The organism is Cupriavidus sp. 22TCCZM04-2, assembly GCF_057798895.1.
Map to the genome: position 1 here is coordinate 74,164 of NZ_JBYOJS010000018.1, position 18,374 is coordinate 92,537.

Annotated in this window: 18 protein-coding genes; 13 read left to right on the plus strand and 5 right to left on the minus strand. The window is 68.1% G+C overall.

Going from position 1 to position 18,374, the window contains the following annotated elements:
- Positions 1-40 precede the first annotated feature (40 nt).
- Positions 41-1,384, plus strand: a complete 1,344-nt coding sequence (locus tag AC3FKG_RS23325) for an MFS transporter (RefSeq protein WP_483712333.1) — start codon at positions 41-43, stop codon at positions 1,382-1,384.
- A 12-nt stretch (positions 1,385-1,396) separates the two neighbouring features.
- On the opposite strand, the gene AC3FKG_RS23330 is transcribed toward AC3FKG_RS23325, so the two are convergent.
- From AC3FKG_RS23330 to AC3FKG_RS23345, 4 genes are read right to left on the minus strand one after another with little or no spacing between them, the layout of a single operon-like run.
- Positions 1,397-2,563 (minus strand): ABC transporter permease, encoded by a 1,167-nt coding sequence (locus tag AC3FKG_RS23330; RefSeq protein ID WP_488744253.1) that lies wholly within the window; start codon positions 2,561-2,563, stop codon positions 1,397-1,399.
- An 8-nt stretch (positions 2,564-2,571) separates the two neighbouring features.
- Positions 2,572-3,726, minus strand: coding sequence for an ABC transporter permease (locus AC3FKG_RS23335; protein ID WP_488744254.1), 1,155 nt, complete (start codon positions 3,724-3,726; stop codon positions 2,572-2,574).
- 21 nt (positions 3,727-3,747) lie between these two features.
- Positions 3,748-4,440: an ABC transporter ATP-binding protein gene (locus AC3FKG_RS23340; RefSeq protein ID WP_488744255.1), complete on the minus strand. Its 693-nt coding sequence runs from the start codon at positions 4,438-4,440 to the stop codon at positions 3,748-3,750.
- Between the two features lies 1 nt (position 4,441).
- Entirely contained in the window at positions 4,442-5,647 is a 1,206-nt protein-coding gene (locus AC3FKG_RS23345; RefSeq protein ID WP_488744256.1) for an efflux RND transporter periplasmic adaptor subunit, read from the minus strand.
- Positions 5,648-6,557: 910 nt separating this feature from the next.
- On the opposite strand from AC3FKG_RS23345, the gene AC3FKG_RS23350 reads away from it, so the two are divergent.
- The 12 genes from AC3FKG_RS23350 to AC3FKG_RS23405 are packed head-to-tail and all read left to right on the plus strand — an operon-like array spanning position 6,558 to position 18,128.
- The gene (locus tag AC3FKG_RS23350; protein ID WP_488744257.1) at positions 6,558-7,208 is read left to right on the plus strand and encodes a cytochrome c3 family protein; all 651 of its coding nucleotides are present in this window, start codon (positions 6,558-6,560) and stop codon (positions 7,206-7,208) included.
- Entirely contained in the window at positions 7,205-10,054 is a 2,850-nt protein-coding gene (locus AC3FKG_RS23355) for a 4Fe-4S dicluster domain-containing protein (protein WP_488744258.1), read from the plus strand. Before AC3FKG_RS23350 ends, AC3FKG_RS23355 begins: the two co-directional genes overlap by 4 nt.
- A gap of 2 nt (positions 10,055-10,056) precedes the next feature.
- Positions 10,057-11,457 carry an NrfD/PsrC family molybdoenzyme membrane anchor subunit gene (nrfD, locus tag AC3FKG_RS23360; RefSeq protein ID WP_488744259.1) on the plus strand — a complete coding sequence of 467 codons (1,401 nt, stop codon included), beginning with the start codon at positions 10,057-10,059 and terminating at the stop codon, positions 11,455-11,457.
- A complete protein-coding gene (locus AC3FKG_RS23365) occupies positions 11,454-11,975 on the plus strand; it encodes a DUF3341 domain-containing protein (protein WP_483712344.1) in 522 nt (173 codons plus the stop codon). Before nrfD ends, AC3FKG_RS23365 begins: the two co-directional genes overlap by 4 nt.
- A complete protein-coding gene (locus AC3FKG_RS23370) occupies positions 11,972-12,565 on the plus strand; it encodes a c-type cytochrome (RefSeq protein ID WP_483712345.1) in 594 nt (197 codons plus the stop codon). Before AC3FKG_RS23365 ends, AC3FKG_RS23370 begins: the two co-directional genes overlap by 4 nt.
- The gene (locus tag AC3FKG_RS23375; RefSeq protein WP_488744260.1) at positions 12,562-13,476 is read left to right on the plus strand and encodes a hypothetical protein; all 915 of its coding nucleotides are present in this window, start codon (positions 12,562-12,564) and stop codon (positions 13,474-13,476) included. Before AC3FKG_RS23370 ends, AC3FKG_RS23375 begins: the two co-directional genes overlap by 4 nt.
- A complete protein-coding gene (locus tag AC3FKG_RS23380) occupies positions 13,473-13,814 on the plus strand; it encodes a hypothetical protein (RefSeq protein ID WP_488744261.1) in 342 nt (113 codons plus the stop codon). The genes AC3FKG_RS23375 and AC3FKG_RS23380 overlap by 4 nt, the downstream gene beginning before the upstream one ends.
- Positions 13,811-14,599, plus strand: a complete 789-nt coding sequence (locus AC3FKG_RS23385) for an SCO family protein (RefSeq protein ID WP_488744262.1) — start codon at positions 13,811-13,813, stop codon at positions 14,597-14,599. Before AC3FKG_RS23380 ends, AC3FKG_RS23385 begins: the two co-directional genes overlap by 4 nt.
- Positions 14,596-15,546, plus strand: a complete 951-nt coding sequence (coxB, locus tag AC3FKG_RS23390) for a cytochrome c oxidase subunit II (protein ID WP_488744263.1) — start codon at positions 14,596-14,598, stop codon at positions 15,544-15,546. Before AC3FKG_RS23385 ends, coxB begins: the two co-directional genes overlap by 4 nt.
- Entirely contained in the window at positions 15,527-17,164 is a 1,638-nt protein-coding gene (ctaD, locus tag AC3FKG_RS23395) for a cytochrome c oxidase subunit I (RefSeq protein ID WP_488744264.1), read from the plus strand. The genes coxB and ctaD overlap by 20 nt, the downstream gene beginning before the upstream one ends.
- Positions 17,161-17,790: a cytochrome c oxidase subunit 3 family protein gene (locus tag AC3FKG_RS23400; protein WP_488744265.1), complete on the plus strand. Its 630-nt coding sequence runs from the start codon at positions 17,161-17,163 to the stop codon at positions 17,788-17,790. The genes ctaD and AC3FKG_RS23400 overlap by 4 nt, the downstream gene beginning before the upstream one ends.
- Positions 17,787-18,128, plus strand: coding sequence for a cytochrome C oxidase subunit IV family protein (locus tag AC3FKG_RS23405; RefSeq protein WP_488744266.1), 342 nt, complete (start codon positions 17,787-17,789; stop codon positions 18,126-18,128). Before AC3FKG_RS23400 ends, AC3FKG_RS23405 begins: the two co-directional genes overlap by 4 nt.
- On the opposite strand, the gene AC3FKG_RS23410 is transcribed toward AC3FKG_RS23405, so the two are convergent.
- Positions 18,125-18,355 carry a hypothetical protein gene (locus tag AC3FKG_RS23410; protein WP_483712355.1) on the minus strand — a complete coding sequence of 77 codons (231 nt, stop codon included), beginning with the start codon at positions 18,353-18,355 and terminating at the stop codon, positions 18,125-18,127. The genes AC3FKG_RS23405 and AC3FKG_RS23410 overlap by 4 nt on opposite strands.
- Between the last annotated feature and the right edge of the window lie 19 nt (positions 18,356-18,374).

The following is an 18,374-nucleotide window of genomic DNA, read 5'->3' on the forward strand; positions in this document are numbered from 1 at the left end:
TCGCTCGCCCCAAAACCAGGCAACGAGGAGGAGACAACCCATGCCTGCCAGCCAGACAATCAATATTTCCGCGTTCATCGACCGCCAGCCGCTCTCGCCGTACCAGGTCATGATCGTGGTGCTGTGCTTCCTGATCGTCGCGATCGACGGCTTCGACACCGCCGCGATCGGCTTCATCGCACCGGCGATCCGCGCCGAATGGCAGCTGACGCCCGCGCACCTGGCGCCACTGTTCGGCGCCGGGCTCGGCGGCCTGATGGCCGGCGCCTTCCTGTTCGGCCCGCTGGCCGACCGCTTCGGCCGCAAGAGCGTGCTGGTGTTCTCGGTGCTGTTCTTCGGCGTTGCCAGCCTGGCCTCGGCGTGGTCGGGCGACCTGTGGGTACTGGTCGCGTTGCGCTTCCTGACCGGCCTTGGCCTGGGCGGCGCCATGCCCAACACCATCACGCTAACGTCGGAGTTCTGTCCGGAGAAGCGCCGCTCGTTTCTGGTCACCACCATGTTCTGCGGCTTCACGCTCGGCTCCGCGCTGGGCGGACTGGCCTCGGCCGGGCTGATCGAAGCCTACGGCTGGCGCTCCGTGCTGGTGATCGGCGGCGTGATGCCGCTGGTGCTCTCCGTGCTGCTGGCGCTGCTGCTTCCCGAATCGGTGCGCTACCTCGTGATGTCCGGCCGCGCGCCCGAGCGCATCGCCGCCACGCTGCAGCGCATTGCCCCCCAGGCCGACCTGCGCGGCGCCACGTTCACCGTAGCCGAGGCGCGGAGCACCAGTTCGCCGGTGCGCCATCTGTTCAAGCCGGAACTGGTGCGCGGCACGCTGCTGTTCTGGCTGACCTTCTTCATGAGCCTGCTGGTGATCTACCTGCTGTCGAGCTGGTTGCCGACGCTGCTGCGCAGCACCGGCCTGTCGCTGCGCACCGCGGCGCTGGTCACCACCATGTTCCAGGTCGGCGGCACGCTTGGCGCCATCGTTCTGGGCTGGCTGATGGACCGCTTCAATCCGCACTATGTGCTGGCCATCAGCTACGCGCTGGCCGGCGTGTTCGTCGCCGCCATCGGCAGCCTGGCCGATGCGCCGGCACTGGCCGGCGTGGCCGTGTTCTTCGCGGGCTTCTGCGTATCGGGTTCGCAGGTCGGCGCCAACGCGCTGTCGGCCGGCTTCTATCCGACCGACTGCCGCGCAACGGGCGTAAGCTGGGCCAATGGCGTAGGCCGTCTCGGTTCGGTGGTCGGCTCGGTAGGCGGTGCCACCATGCTGTCGATGGGGCTGGGCATGCCAACGCTGTTCGCGCTGATCGGCGTGCCGGCCCTGCTGGCTGGCGGCACCATGCTGACGCTCGGGCTGGCGCGGCGCGCCCATGCCCGGCAGGCGCTCGCCGCAAGCTGAAACCCTCAGGCGTCAGCGCGCCCGCAGAGCATCGACGATGTTCATGCGGGACGCGCGCAGCGCCGGCAGGAAGCCCCCGACCAGGCCCATCGCCATCGAAAACCCCAGCGTCTTGGCGACGATGCCCGGGGTGAGGATAAAGCGGAACGACAGGTCCGCGAAAGTCTGGAAGTTGGTCGTGGAGAACGAGGCGAACTGCATCAGCGTCGCGCAGCAGAGCCCGGCCACGCCGCCAGCCAGCCCGAGCAGCAGCGCCTCGACCAGGAACGCGGCGAGCACGTTGGTGCGCCGGAAGCCCAGCGCGCGCAGCGTGCCGATCTCCGCCACACGGTTGGCCACCGACGCATACATGGTGATCATCGCGCCGATCATCGCCGCGATCGAGAAGATCGTGGACAGCGTCAGGCCCAGGATGTTGATGAACGTCGACAGCGCCTTGGACTGATCGCTATAGAAAGTCTGCTCGCTCTTGGCCTCCGCGGTCAGGCGCGGGTCGACATCGATGTCGGCGCGCAGGCGCGCCAACGCGTCGGGCCGCGTCAGCCGCACCACCATCGACGAATAGCTGGCACGCCGGAACGACTGCATGAGCTGGTCGGCATCGCCCCAGATCTCCGAATCGAAGCCGCTGCCGCCGGCATCGAACACGCCGACGATGGTCCAGTCGCGCTGGGCAAAGCGCAGCCGCCCGCCCAACTGTGCGTTCTTGAAGCCGCCGGCCACGCTGCTGCCGACGATGATCTCCGACGAGCCCGGCCGGAACGCGCGCCCGGCCACCAGCCGGATCTGCGGCCGCAATGCCAGGCCCTTGGGCGACACCCCGCGGATCACCACGTTGGACGGCGTGTCCGATCCGCGCTTGGTCAGCGAGATCAGGACTACCGCCTCCTTCGAGGCCATCGGCCGTCCGCTGGCGTCCATGGCCACCGACGGGTGCATCTCGATGATGCTGGCCTGGTCGCGGCTGATGGCGCTCTGCACTTCGGTCTCCGCGCCCTTGCGGATCATGACCACGTTGTCAGGCTCGCCAGTGGTGACGAGCGTGCGCTTGAGCCCCGCGTCGAGCATCAGCATGGTGGCGAACACGAACACCACCAGCGCCAGGCCGCCGGCAGTCAGCGCCGTGGTCAGGCGCCGGGCCCACAGGTTGCGCGCGATGTAGCTGAGCGGAATTGCCATGCGAGCGGCTAGCCGATGGCCCGCAGGCCTTCCACGATGCGCACGCGCGCGGCCTGCACGGCCGGCACCACGGCGGCGGCGAGCGCCACCACCAGCGCGCAGGCGGCCTGCATCCACATGGTCTCGTGCGACACGGAAAACACCGGGAACACGCCGCCGACCGACTGCTTGAACACGGCGGCCATTGGCGGCGTGGCCAGCATGCCGATGCCACCGCCGAGCAGGCAGATGAACATCGATTCGCCGAACAACAGCAGCGCCAGGAAGCGCGGCCCGAAGCCGAGCGCCTTGAGCGTGGCGTACTCCGTGGCGCGCTCGCGCGCGCTCATGGCCATGGCATTGGCCATCACGGCCATGATGATCAGGATCACCACGTACGACACCACGCGGATGGCCGCGATGATCTGGTTCGACATGGCGACGAAGCCGAGCTGGAACGCCTGCTCGGTCTCGGTCAGGGTCTCGGCCAGCGAGTTGCGGAACACCGCGTCCACGTCGCGCGAGATCGCGGCGGCGTTGTCCGGATTGTCGATGCCGACGATATACACGCCGACCTGGTCGGCCTGCCGCGGCGTGCGTTTGCGCACGGTCTCGTTCAGGTACTCCCAGTGGAACACCATGTGGCGCGTGATGGTGCTTTCATCGCGCCCTTCCATGATGCCGCGCACGATGAACTCCCACGTGCCAGGATAGATCGTGCCCTTGATCGGCAGCACGTCGCCGACCTTGAAGCCGTACAGGTCCGCGAGCTGCCGCCCGATCAGGCAGCCCTTGCGGTCGCGCTGGTAGTCGGCGAGCTGCTGCGCCGTGACGCGGAACTCGGGGTACAGCTCGAGGTAGTTGTCCGACACGGCGAACTGCGCGAAGAAGTTCTTGGGGTCGCGGTAGACGCCGCCGAACCAGTTGGAGCGCGCCACCAGCGTGACGCCATCCACGCCGCGGATGCGGCTTTCATAGCTGAGCGGCAGCGGGAACACCAGCGAGATGGCGTTGCGCGTCACCAGCCGCCCGCTTGACGCCGCGGCCGCGCCCGCATACCAGGCATCGACCACGGTCTGCAGCAGTCCGTAGGCCAGCACCGCGACCACCAGCCCGGTCACGGTCAGCGCGGTGCGCAGCTTGTGGCGCAGCGCGTTGCGGGCGATCAGCTTGAGCACGAACATGGCGCGCGCGGTCAGTGCCGGTCAGGCGCTGTTGCCATGGCTCAGTTCCCCCTTTTCCAGGTGCACCATCGACCGGGCCGCGTTGGCGGCGTGGGCGTCGTGCGTGACCATGATGATGGTCTTGCCGGCTTCGCGGTTGAGCCGCTGCAGCATGGCCAGGATATCCGCGGCGGCGTTGCGGTCGAGGTCGCCGGTCGGTTCGTCGGCCACGATCAGCACAGGGTCGGTGATCAGCGCGCGGGCGATGGCCACGCGCTGCTGCTGCCCGCCGGACAGCTCGGACGGATAGTGATCCATGCGGTCCGACAGGTTCACCATGCCGAGCACCATGTCCACTCGCTCGCGCCGCTCGGCACGCGACAGGCGCGTCAGCATCAGCGGCAACTCGACGTTCTCGAACGCGGTGAGCACCGGCATCAGGTTGTAGAACTGGAAGATAAAGCCGACGTTGGCGGCGCGCCACGCCGCGAGTTCGGATTCGGCCAGGCGCGCGATGTCCTGCCCTGCCACGAGCAGTTCGCCGCTGTCCGGTCGATCGATGCCCGCGATCAGGTTCAGCAGCGTGCTCTTGCCCGAGCCGGACGGCCCCATCAGGGCAATGAAGTCGCCCTCGGCAATATCGAGCGTGATGTCGGTCAGGACCGGCACGGTCTGCATGCCGCGCCGGTATGACTTGGCGACATGGCGGATGCGGACGAGCGGGGCGGTCTCCACGTTACTTCTTCGCTGCCGTCACGCGGGCGCCGTCGCGCAGCTTGTCGCCGGGCGAGAGCACCACCGTAGCGCCGGCGGCCACGCCGCCGACGGCCACCAGTTCGCCGATCCGTTCGCCGGCCGTCACCGCCGTCTCGTGCGCCTTGCCATCGCGCACCACGAACACCACCTTGCGTCCATCGCGCGTGGCGATGGCGGTGGGCTGCACGGCCACCACGGGCTTGCGGTCCTGACCTGCGAGCGGTTTGGACAGGAACGCGATCTTGGCGCTCATATCGGGCAGCACGCGCGGGTCGCGATCGACAAAGCGGACCTTGACCAGCACGGTTGCCTTCGAACGGTCCACCGTCGGCACGATGCGTGACACTTGGCCTGCGAAGCGAACGTCTGGCAGCGCATCGAGTTGCAGCAGGCAAGGCTGGTCTGGGCGGATCTTCGCGATATTGGATTCCGCGACATCGGCTTCGACTTCCAGGGTATCCATGTCGGCAATGGTCACCACGGCGCCCTTGGTATCGGATGCCGACGAGAACGGCGTGATGTTGTCGCCGACGTTGGCATGCTTGACCAGCACCACGCCGTCGAACGGTGCCCGGATGACAGTCTGGTCGACCCCTACCTGGGCGGCCTGGGCATTGGCCTGTGCGGAGACGATCGCGGCGCGCGAATTCGCCACCGATGCCTGGGCCTTCCTGAAGCGGGCCAGGTCGGCGTCATATTGCTGGGCGGAGATGGCCTTTGGACCGAGCAGTTGTTCGGAGCGGCGCAGGTTCACCTCGGCATCGCGAAGCTCGGCGATTTGCAGGTCCAGGTTGGCCTGGGCGACCTTCACCTGGGCTGTCGCCTGCGCAAGGGTGGCTCCCACGTCGCGGCTTTCGATACGCGCAATGATCTCGTCCTTCTTCACGTGCGACCCTTCCAGCACCCCCAGCCATTCGAGCCGGCCTTGCGCCTTGGACGCCACGGCCGCCTTGCGCTGGGGCACGACGTAGCCGGTGGCATTGAGGAGGGTGTAGTTCTGGGAGGGGTAGGCGGTGGAAACCGTCACGGTTTCCACCGCCGTGGGGCCAGCCAGCTTGTAGGCCAAGGCGGCTGCGATTGCCAGCAAAACGGCGCCAACGATGATGGGCAGCCACCGGCGCCTGCGCGGCGCGGCGGCGTGCGGGCCGCGGTCGATTTTCAGCCTGGAGAGATCGGGATCGGGCAATCGGTCGTCCTCCTGAAGGGAGGTTGCCAGTATAGCGCCGGGGGCACTTTGGGATGGGTTGGGATGGGGAATGGGCTGGGTGGTTTCGCCGCCGGTGAATATTGCCGGCGGCTCTGGAAAATCGGGAATGCGGAGGTAAAGGCTACATACTTGAACTGCGGCGGGCTCTGGTTATGACTGGGTTGGCGCTCTTGGCAAACGCCGCTGTTCCGCCGGCGTAGCCGGCGAGTCACTTTTTGTCCGAGCGACAAAAAGTAACCAAAAAACGCGTTGACTTGTCCTAGCGGACGAATATTGATCGTAGCGTGCCGAGGGTGTTGTACGGGTATTCGCTTCAGAGTCTGCCCGGCTGCCTGCCGCGTGGAGCACGTCCGTATGCAGGCTCTCCAGCAATGATTGAACGAGCCCCGAAACTGTCCGTGGCCCGACACTGCCACCGTTATCGCATCATCGCCTTCGGCTGCTGCGCGGCTCACTAGTCGGCAGGCGGGACGACATCAACGGCGCAGAGGCTGGTGCTTCTGTCTCTTCTCTTCCCTTCTCTTCCCTCGGTTTTCACTGAGTGCGCGCAGCGCAGCCGTAGGCGTCCTACCGATGGCGCGGTTAGCAGGAGCCACCAAGTAATCCGGGGTCGTTCATCTGACGTGTCTATCCTGATCATCTACGCGGCAGGCAGTGTGGCTATGCCCTGTACCGTCTTTACCCATTGAGCCGTTCGTCGACCGCGAAGACGCGTTTTTGCCTACTTTTGTCGCTCGGACAAAAGTAGGTCGCCGGCTACGCCGGCGAAACAGCCACGTCTGTCAAGAACGACAACTCAGTCATTGCCATAAAGCCCCCCACCCCCCCAAACCCACCCCTTGGCATCCCCCTTGCAACAAACAATCGTTTTGCCACAAAGAAGAACGCCATGGCGCAAACCTTCACGCGCTCGGAGCTGCTTGTCCTCAAGCTGCTGGGCCTTGGCGCGGTAGTGCTTGTCGCCGCAGCCCTCGGGATGGCCCGCTGGTCCATGGCGCCGCAGATCGAAATGCAGGAACCCGTCGCGCAGCCCATCCCCTTCAGCCACAAGCATCACGTTTCCGATGACGGCATCGATTGCCGCTACTGCCATGCGTCGGTGGAAACGTCGGCCTTCGCGGGCATGCCGGCCACCAGCGTATGCCTGACCTGCCACAGCGTGCTGTTCCGCGACGCGCCGATGCTCGCGCCGCTGCACGACAGCCTGCGGCAAAACCGCCCGCTGGCCTGGACACGCGTGCATGACCTGCCCGACTTCGTCTACTTCGACCACAGCATCCACGTCGCCAAGGGCGTTGCCTGCCAGGAATGCCACGGACGCGTGGACCAGATGCCGCTGACGCGCCGCGTGGCACCGCTCGACATGCAATGGTGCCTCGCCTGCCACCGCGACCCCGTCCGCCATCTGCATGCCCCCGCCGATATCGTCACGATGCGCGAACGCGCCCCGCTTTCCGCCGATGACATGGCCATGCTGCATAAGATGTATCACCTGCAGGACACGCGACGACTCACCGATTGTTCCACCTGTCATCGATGAAACGCGCCCCCGTGATTCCGATCGTCCCCGTGCAGGAACCGGCCGATGCGCCGCGCAGCCCCTCGCGCCGCCACTTCCTGCGCACGACGATGGCGGCTTCCGCCGCGCTGGCCGGCGCCGCATGCAGCGGGCCGCCAGCCGAAACCATCGTGCCCTATGTGCAGATGCCCGAAGGCATCGTGCCCGGCAGGCCGCTCTTCTATGCCACCGCGCTCACGCGCCACGGCTACGGCACCGGTGTGCTCGTCGAAACCAATATGGGCCGCCCGACCAAGATCGAGGGCAATCCGCGCCATCCCGCCAGCCTCGGCGCCACGCATCCGTTCGACCAGGCCGCCGTGCTGCAGCTCTGGGATCCCGACCGCAGCCAGGCACCGTATCGCGGCACCGCGCTGACGAGCTGGGCCGCGTTCGACGCGGCGCTGGCCACACAGGGCGCCCAGTGGCGCGACAACGGCGGGAAAGGCCTGCGGCTGCTGACCGGCAACGTGGGCTCGCCGACACTGGCCGCGCAGATTGCAAGATGGCTCGAGCGCTATCCGAAGGCCAGCTGGCACGTGCATGACCCGCTCCATGGCGACGATGCGGCGATCCGCCTGGCGTTCGGCGACAACATCGATCTCGTGATCGATCCCGCCCCCGCCACGACCATCGTGACACTGGATGCCGACCTGATCGGCCACGGCCCGGCCGCCGTGCGCGTGGCGCACGACCTGATGGCGGACCGCCGCGGCGTAGCGCCCCCGCTGGCACGCCGGCTCTATGCGATCGAGTCGTCGCCGACACTGACCGGCGAAATCGCCGACAACCGGCTGGCGCTGCCGCCGCATGAGATCGAACGGCTGGCCTGGTCGCTCGCGCGCAGGCTCGGAGTCGGCGTTGCGGCGGACACGCCGGAGCCCGCGTCCGAAGCCGCGCGACACTGGCTCGCCGTGCTGGCCCGGCGGCTCGAAGAAGCACCACCGGGCAGCTCGCTCCTGATGGTCGGCGACAACGTGTCCGCCCCGACACGGGCGCTGGTCTGGCGACTCAACGCCCGGCTGGGCAATCTCGGCAAATCGGTGCGCGCGATCACCGGCACGCCAAGGCGGCCGCAAGGCGACGCGCATTCGATCGGCGCACTGACCGACGCCATGCGGGCCGGCGCTGTCTCCGCGCTGCTCGTGATCGACGCCAATCCCGCCTATGACGCGCCCTGCGATACCGGCTTCAACGCGGCACTCGCACACGTACCGTGGTCGGCGCACATGGGCCTCTATCGCGATGAAACGGCGCGGCTGGCCACCTGGCATGCGCCCATGGCCCATGACCTGGAGCGCTGGAGCGACGTGCGCGCCTGGGACGGCACCGCGTCGATCGTCCAGCCCGTGATTGCGCCGCTCAATGACGGCCGCTCCGCGCACGAACTGCTGTCGGCCACCATCGGCGCACGCCAGTCGGGCTACGACCTAGTACGCGCGTTCTGGCGCACGCACCAGTCCACCGACTTCGAAGCGTTCTGGGAGCAGGCATTGCGTACCGGCGTCATCCCCGGCACGGCCGCACCGGTCGCAACGGCCGACATGCGCCAGCCTATCCCTGCGCCGCCGTTCGCGGCGCCCGCGCTGGTCGCGCGCTTCATGCCCGATCCCGCCACCGATGCCGGCGAGCTGGCCAACAACGCGTGGCTGCAGGAACTGCCCCGCGCACTGACGCGGCACACCTGGGAGAACGCCGCACTGATCGGGCCGCTCACGGCACGCGCCCGGCACCTGTCCACCGGCGACGTGGTCGCGATCCATCGCGTGGATGGACAAGGCCACCCGACCGAGGCGCCGGTGTGGGTGATGCCCCGCCACGCGGAAGGCGTCATGACGCTGCCGCTGGGCTACGGCCGTCGTCATGCCGGACGCGTCGGCAATGGGGTGGGCTTTGATGCGTATGCACTGCGTACCGTCCACGGCCCGCACGAGATCGCCGTCGAAGCCACCGGACAGCGCCATGCGTTCGCGCTGGTCCAGACGCAAACCTCAATGGCGGGGCGCGAGGTCGCCCCGCTCGCCACCGTGGATGCCTATCGCCGCGATCCCCGCTTCGCCCAGGCCACGCCGGCGGCGCCATCGCTCTATCCGCGCTGGCCGTATCCGGCCGAACGCTGGGGCATGACCGTGGACCTCAACGCCTGCATCGGCTGCAATGGCTGCACCATCGCCTGCCAGGCCGAGAACAATATCCCCGTGGTCGGCAAGGACCAGGTCATGCGCGGCCGCGTCATGCACTGGATCCGCGTCGACCGCTACGACGATGCGCACGACCCCGCTGGCCGCGCCGCGCGCAGCGTGTTCCAGCCCGTCCCGTGCATGCATTGCGAGGACGCGCCGTGCGAGCTGGTCTGCCCCGTCGGCGCGACGGTGCACGACAGCGCCGGCCTCAACGTGCAGGTCTACAACCGCTGCGTCGGCACGCGCTTCTGCTCGAACAACTGCCCGTACAAGGTGCGGCGCTTCAACTTCCTGCAATACAGCAATCAGGGCGACGACCGGCCGCCGCCGGCCTACAACCCCGAGGTCACCGTGCGCCGCCGGGGCGTGATGGAGAAATGCACGTATTGCCTGCAGCGCATCACGCGCGCGCGGCTGGAGGCCGAGAAGCTCGGCCAGCCGCTGCGCGACGGTGACGTGGTGACCGCGTGCCAGGCTGCCTGCCCGACCCGGGTGATCGCGTTCGGCAACCTCAATGATCCCGACAGCGTGGTCAGCCAGCTCAAGCGCGGGCCGCGCAACTTCGACCTGCTGGCCGAACTGAACACCCGGCCGCGCACAAGCTATGCGGCGCTGGTGACCAACCCCGACGATGCGCTGGCCTGAACATGACCGACCGCTCCGCCACGTCCCCCTCTGAAGCGCCGCCCGTTTCGAAGGACATCGGCGTGCTGCGGCCGGGCTGGGGCTATGCCAGCGTGTCCGACAAGATCGCCGGCCTTGTGCTGGAGCGGCCGGTGCGGTGGCCGTGGCTCGGCGCGTTCCTGCTGACCTTTGCCGGGATGACGATCTTCATCGGCGCGACGGCATGGCTGTTCGTGAAAGGCGTGGGCACCTGGGGCGTCGATATTCCGGTGGCATGGGGCTTTGCCATCGGCAACTTTGTCTGGTGGATCGGGATCGGCCACGCGGGGACCTTCATCTCGGCGTTCCTGCTGCTGCTCAGGCAGCAGTGGCGCACCTCGGTGAACCGCTTCGCCGAAGCCATGACGCTGTTTGCCGCCGCCATCGCCGGCCTGTTCCCGATCCTGCACCTGGGCCGGCCGTGGTTCTTCTACTGGCTGGTGCCCTACCCCGACGTCATGGACGTCTGGCCGCAATGGCGCAGCCCGCTGGTGTGGGACCTGTTCGCGATCGGCACCTACCTGATCGTCTCGCTGCTGTTCTGGTATGTCGGCCTGATCCCGGACCTGGCCACGCTGCGCGACCGCGCATGCCTGCGCGGCCGGCGGCGCACGGCCCAGGCCTATGCCGTGCTGGCCTTGGGCTGGCGCGGCGACGCGCGCCACTGGGCGCGCTACGAAAGCGCCTACCTGCTGCTGGCCGGGCTGGCGACGCCGCTGGTGATCGCCGTGCATTCGATCGTGTCGCTGGACTTCGCCATCGGCAACACCCCGGGCTACCACTCGACGATCTTTCCGCCGTATTTCGTCGCCGGCGCGCTGTTCTCGGGCTTCGCCATGGTGCTGACCATCGCCATCCCGCTGCGGCGCATGTACGGGCTGGAGGACTTCATCACCACGCGGCACCTCGCCAACGCGGCCAAGATCATGTTGACCGTGAGCCTGATCGTCGCCTATGGCTACGCCAGCGAAATCTTTACTGCGTTCTACAGCGGCGACCGCTACGAGATGTTCCTGTTCGAGAACCGCTGGACCGGCCCGTACGCGCCGGTCTACTGGGCGATGATGACCTGCAATGTGCTCGCGCCGCAGTGCCTGTGGTGGCGCCGCGTGCGGCACAGCCCGCTCGCGCTGTTCGTGCTGAGCCTGGTCATCAACACGGGCATGTGGATGGAGCGGTTCCTGATCGTGGTATCGAGCCTGCACCGCGATTTCCTGCCATCGTCGTGGGGCATGTTCTATCCGACCTGGTGGGACTGGATCATGCTGGCGGGTTCCATCGCGATGTTCGCCTGGCTGTTCCTGGTCTTTATCCGCTGCCTGCCGGTGATTTCGATCGCCGAGATGCGCGAGCTGGTCCTTGCCAGCGTAAAGGAGCGTCCATGAACCAATACGGCGTACTGGCCGAATACCGCACCGGCGCCGCCCTGCTCGCCGCGGCGCAACGCGCGCGTGCGGCGGGCTTCACGCGCCTGGAGGCCTTCACGCCGTATCCGGTCGAAGGGCTGGCGCAAGCCATCGGCATGGCGACCGACCGCATGCCACTGATCGCCTTGCTGGGCGGGCTCGGCGGCGGGCTGGGGGGGTTTCTGCTGCAGTGGTATGCCGCGGTGGTCGACTACCCGATCAATATCGGCGGCCGCCCGACCGGAAGCTGGCAGATGTTCGTGCCCGTGACATTCTCGCTGACGATACTGGGCGCGGCGCTGGCCACGGTGATCGGCATGCTGGTGGCGAACCGGCTGCCCCGGCTGCGGCATCCGCTGTTCGACGCGCCCGATTTCGAACAGGCGTCGCGGTACCGCTTTTTCCTTTGCATCCGTCCGGAAGCGGCGCAGGCCACGGCGGCCCGCGAGCTGCTGGCCGCAACCGCGCCGCTGCGCGTGAGCGAGGTGCCTCAATGATGCCGCTGCGCCTGCTCCGCTACGTCGCCGCCACGTGCATGCTTGCCGCTCTCGGCGCTTGCGAACGCGCCCGCCAGGACATGTATGACCAGCCCAAGTACAAGCCGTTCGCCCGCAGCGACCGCTTCGCCGATGGCACCTCCGCGCGCCCGCGTCCCGACCACTCGGTACCGGTGCCCGGCGGCCCGTTCGCCGCCATGTCGAGCGGACGGGACCAGGACTGGCCCGGCGCGGAGAATCGCGCGCCGCTCACGCTGCAGCAGTTGCAGCGCGGGCGCTCGCGCTACGAGATCCATTGCGCGCCGTGCCATAGCCCGACCGGCGACGGGGACGGCATGGTGGTCCGGCGCGGCTTCCCGCATCCGCCGTCGTTCCACAGCGACGCGCTGCGCAGCGCCACCGACGCGCGGCTGTACGACGCGATCACCCATGGCAGCGGCCCGATGGCGCCTTATGCCGCGCAGTTGCCGCCGGCAGACCGGCGCGCCGTGGTGGCGTACATCCGGGCCCTGCAGTTGAGCCAGCATGCGTCTGCCGCGCGCCTGACGGCCGACGACCTGCGGCACCTGGACAACGGAGTGCAACCATGAGCGCGCACGTCGTCGCGACGATCCTGGCCCTGTACCTCTGCGCATGGTGGTGCTGCATCGGCATCGTGCTGGGCGGGCTGGCCATGGTATGGATCCACAACCTCAGCGGCGGCGCCTGGGGCGAGGCGCTGCGCGCGCCGCTGCTGGAACTCGCGCGCCATACCTGGCTGCTGGCGCTGCTGTTCGTGCCCGTGCTGGCCGGCACGGCCTTCCTGTATCCGTGGGCCGCCGACGCCGCGCTGGGCGTCCACCGCTGGCCGCGCGAAATCGCCCCCGGCGACGCCGGCTTCAAGTCGATGTGGCTGACACCGCTGGGCTTCGTGCTGCGCGGCGTGGCCGTGCTCGCGACCTGGATCGTGCTGGCGGCGATGAGCCGCTCCGCGCGCTGGACGCGCTCGGCACGGTTCGCCGCGGTGGCGCTGATCATCTATGGCATCACGGTGAGCATCGCGGCGGTCGACTGGATCATGTCGCTGATGCCGCTCTGGTATTCGAGCGTCTTCGGCCTGCTGCTGGCCACCGGGCAAGCCTGCGCCGGCCTGGCCTTCGGCACCTGGCTGGCCGCGCGGCACGGGACCGCGCCGCAGGTGCTTCAGGATCTGGGCAACCTGCTGCTGACAGCCGTCATCACCTGGGCCTACCTGGCGTTCACGCAGTACCTGATCATCTGGGCGGAGGATCTCCCCCATGAGACCGCCTGGTACCTGGTGCGCCGCCATGGCTTGTGGCCCGTGCTCGCGTGGGCGCTGGCGCTCGGCCATTTCGCGCTGCCGATGCTGGCGTTGCTGTCGCGGCGCCTGAAGCGCTCGCCGGCGATGCTGGCCACGGTGGCGGCATCGCTGCTCGTCATGCATGCGTTGAACGCACTCTGGCTGGTATTGCCCTCGACCGGCGCGGGAGGCCAGACATGAGCCGCGTCCGCCAGGCCCGCCACGTGAGCCTGCGTGCCGTGCTGGCCGGCGCGGCGGTGCTGCTGGTCTCGACTGCGCTGGCGCTCCTGCTGGGCCGGATCTACGAACGCCGCCTGAATCCCGTGGGTCGGCTCAACGCGCCCGCACCGACCACGCCGGAGGCCACGCTGCCGCTGTCGCAAAGCGCGCCGCAAACCGAACGCGAGCGCTACGACGCGGAAAAGCAAAGCGTGCTCAACGGCTGGGGCTGGGTGGACCAGCGCGCGGGCATAGCGCATATCCCCGTGGAGCGGGCCATGGCACTGATGGTCGCGCCTCCGGCGGAGCCTGCGCCATGACACGGCCCTGGCTCGGCATGATCCCGGCCGCCTGCCTCGCGCTGTGCGCGCAGGCCGGCCCGCTTGCGCTGCCGGCGCCGCCCGACATGGCGTTCGCGCCCGTCCCGGGCCGGCAGGTGCCGCTCGAACTCGTCTTCCGCGACGACGACGGCGCACCGGCGCGCCTGCGCGATCTGTCCCGGGATCGGCCGGTGATTCTGGTACCCGGCTACTACCACTGCGCCAACCTGTGCAGCACCGTCATGGATGGCGTGCTCGAATCGCTGGCGCAGGCCCGCCTGCCGCGCGGTGCGTGGCGCGTGGTGGCGTTCAGCATCGACAGCGGCGAAACCGCGTCCGTGGCGGCCGCGAAGAAGCAGAGCTATGGCGCGCTGGTCGCGGCATCCGGCGGCAACCTGCATATGCTGACCGGCGACGCCGCGGCAATCGGCGCGCTGATGCAGGCCATCGGCCTGCGCGCGTCGCGGGTTGCCGGTTCCGGCGAGATCGCGCATCCGGCCGGCTTCGTCGTGCTGACGACGGACGGCCGCATTGTCCAGGCCTTCGATGGCGTGCGGTTCGATGCGACGGCGCTGCGCCGCGCCATCGAGCAGGCATCGGCCGGCAAGGTCGGCTCCCCCACCCGGCAATGGCTGATGCGCTGCGTCCACTTCGACCCGCGTACGGGACGCTACACGGTGACCATCCTCGATGGCATCCGCGTGCTGTTCCTGGGCACGTTCGCCACGCTGGCCGGCTGGTGGCTGTGGCACAGGCTGTGGCACAAACGGCGGCGTCCATCATGAATAGCAGCTTCCACCTGCTGCCCGAGAGCGCGTCGCTGGCGGCCGGACGCTATGACACCCTGATGCTGTCGCTGACCGCGCTGCTGGCCGTGGTCGCGCTGGCGGTGCTCGTGCTGATCGCCAGGTCCGTGATCCGCTACCACGAGCGCCGTGCGGCGGACCGCAGCCATCCACCGCTGTCGAACAAGCCGCTGGAGATTGCCTGGACCGCGATCCCGCTGCTGATCTTCCTTGGCATCTTCGCCTGGGGCGCGCATGACTACACCCTGCTCGCGCGCGAGAGCGCGGGCGCGCTGCCCGTCACCGTCGTGGCGCGCCAGTGGATGTGGAAGCTGGAACACGCCAACGGCAAGCGCGAGATCAATGAACTGCACGTCCCGCTGGGCCAGGCCGTCCAGCTGACGATGACTTCGCAGGACGTGATCCACAGCTTCTATGTGCCGGCATTCCGCATCAAGCAGGACGTGGTGCCGGGCCGCTACACCACGCTGCGCTTCACCGCCACGCGCGCGGGCGTGTACCGGCTGTTCTGCGCCGAATACTGCGGCACCGACCATGCCGCCATGCAGGGGCGCATCGTGGTGATGCCGCCCGCCGAGTTCGCGCGCTGGCTCGATACGGACGTGGGCCCGGAAACCACGGCGGCGCGCGGCCGTGCGCTGTTCCAGCGCCTGGGCTGTGCCGCCTGCCATGACGCCGGCGCGACGGTGCAGGCGCCGCGCCTGGAACACCTGATGGGCAGCACGGTCACGCTGCAGGACGGCCGCACCGTGACCGCCGACGCGGCCTATGTGCGCGACGCGATGCTGACCCCGCGCAAGGACATCGTCGCCGGCTATGCGCCCATCATGCCCACCTACCAGGGCCAGATCGACGAGGAAGACATAGTCGCCATCATCGAATACCTGCGCACCTCAGGAGCCGCCAATGGAAGCCCAGGTCGCTGAACGCGCCAGCACCGTGGCCGAACCCGATTACCTGGGCGACGGATTCTCGCTCGGGTCCTGGCTCGGCTCGACGGACCACAAGCGCATTGCGTGGCTGTACATGGCCTCGATCACGCTGTTCTTCTTCATCGGCGGCGCCGCCGCCACGCTGATCCGGCTGAACCTGGTCACGCCGCAGGGCCACCTGATGGAGGCCGACACCTATAACCGCCTGTTCACCGCGCATGGCGTGATCATGGTCTGGCTGTTCCTGATCCCGTCGATTCCTTCGGTGCTGGGCAACTTCCTGGTGCCGCTGATGATCGGCGCGCGCGACATGGCATTTCCGCGGCTGAACCTGGCGAGCTGGTACCTGTACGTGGCCGGCGGCCTGCTGACGCTTGGCGCGATGATCGCCGGCGGCGTCGATACCGGCTGGACCTTCTACACGCCGTACTCGACCATGTTCTCGAACAGTCACGTGGTGCTGACCCTGGCCGGCGTGTTCGTCACCGGCTTTTCGTCGATCCTGACCGGGCTCAATATCATCGTCACCGTGCATACGCTGCGCGCGCCCGGCATGACGTGGCTGCGCCTGCCGCTGTTCGTCTGGGCGGCCTACGGCACCAGCCTGATCCTGGTGCTGGCCACGCCGGTGCTGGCCATGACGCTGTGCCTGGTGGCGCTGGAGCGGCTGGCCCACATCGGCATCTTCGACCCGGCGCTGGGCGGCGACCCGCTGCTGTTCCAGCACCTGTTCTGGTTCTACTCGCACCCGGCCGTGTACATCATGATCCTGCCCGCGATGGGGGTGGCCAGCGAGATCATCCCGTGTTTCGCGCGGCGCCCGGTATTCGGCTACCGCGCCATGGTGTGGGCGATCGTCGGCATTGCCAGCCTCGGGTTCCTGGTGTGGGGCCACCACATGTTCGTGAGCGGCCAGTCGTACCGCGCCAGCGTGACCTTCTCGCTGCTGAGCTTCCTGGTGGCCATACCTTCGGCCATCAAGGTCTTCAACTGGACCGCCACGCTGTACAAGGGCAGCATCCGCCTGTCCGCGCCGATGCTGTATGCGCTGGGCTTTGTCGGGCTCTTCACCATCGGCGGGCTCACGGGGCTGGTCCTGGCCGCACTCGCGCTCGACGTCCACCTGACCGACACCTACTTCGTGATCGCGCATTTCCACTACATCATGGTCGGGGGCTCGGTCATGGCCTATCTTGGCGGCCTGCATTTCTGGTGGCCCAAGATGACGGGCCGCCGCTATCCCGAGACCTGGGCACGCGTCGCGGCGGTGGTCATCTTTTTCGGCTTCAACCTGACCTTCTTCCCGCAATTCCTGCTTGGCTTCGAGGGCATGCCGCGCCGCTATCACGCCTATCCGCCCGAGTTCCAGGTGCTCAATATCCTGTCGTCCGCGGGCGGGTCGATCCTGGCGATCGGCTACCTGATGCCGCTGGTCTACCTGATCCATTCGCTGTTCCGCGCCGAGCGGGCGCCGGCCAACCCGTGGCAGGCCACCGGGCTCGAATGGCAGACCACCTCGCCGCCGCCGACACGCAACTTCACGCAGCTGCCGAAGGTGCAGTGCGACGCCTACCTCTACGACCCGGTCTCGGGCAAGGAGACGCCGCAATGAGGGCCCCGCCGTTCCAGTTCGACAGCACCGGCCAGCAGGCGGTGGCGGCGCGGCTCGGCATGTGGGTCTTCCTGGGCACCGAGCTGATGTTCTTCGGCCCGCTCTTCGTCGGCTACTACTTCGTCCGCTCGACCGACCCGGCCTCGCTCGCGCTGGCCGCGCGGCACACCGAGCTGCTGCCCGGCACGCTGAATACGTTCGTCCTGATGACCAGCAGCCTCGTCATGGCGATGGCGGTGTCGGCCGCGCGGGACGGTCGCCAGCGCGCCGCCGTGCGCTGCCTGTGGGCCACGGCGGCACTCGGACTGGCCTTCCTGGTCATCAAGTCGTGGGAGTACGCGACAGACATCGCCGGCGGTTTTGTCCCGGCCAATGCTTCCGGCGCGGGCGGCCCGACCGGGCAGATGTTCCGCCTGCTCTACTACGCCATGACGGGCCTGCACGCCATCCACCTGTGCATCGGCATCGGCCTGGTGGTGACCTTCGCGCTGGCGATGCAGCAGCGCCGGCCGCTGGCGGCCGATCCGGGGCGCGTCGAGATCGTCGGCCTGTACTGGCACTTTGTCGACATGGTCTGGCTGTTCCTGTTTCCGCTGCTCTACCTGCCGGGAAGGAGTGGCCCATGAAGTCCGCCAGCCATCGCACGAAGCAACCCGAAACGCGCCACCAGCTCGTTGTCTGGGCGAGCCTGATGGGGCTTCTGGCCATCACCGTCGGCACGGCCTTTCTTCGCCTCGGTCCGTGGAATCTCGTGATCAACCTCGGCATCGCCGCGATCAAGGCCGTGCTGGTCGCCATTTTCTTCATGCACTTGGCCCGCGCCAGCGTGCTGCTGCGGATTGCCTGCGCGGTGCCGGTGGCGATCCTCGCGATCCTGTTCGTGCTGGCGCATGGCGACTACGCGAGCCGGGCCAAGGTGCCCGCGGCGTGGCAGTTGCCGCCGCGCGCCTCCACCGGACGCTAGGGCCCTTCCACCGCGTGTGGCCCGACCAGGTCGTTGCAAAGACGCCAGAGCACGGCCGTGGGCAATTCGTCGCCGGCCGGCCGCCATGCGGCCAGGGCATCGTCCTGGATGCAGACCGTGTTCCACCACGTGGTGAGTTCCGCCTGGCTCCATGCGCGGCGCGCGTCGATGGGGACGTCCGCCAGCATCTGCCTGACACGTTGCCGGAATTCGGTATCGCTGAGCATATGAATTCTCCTGCTTCGT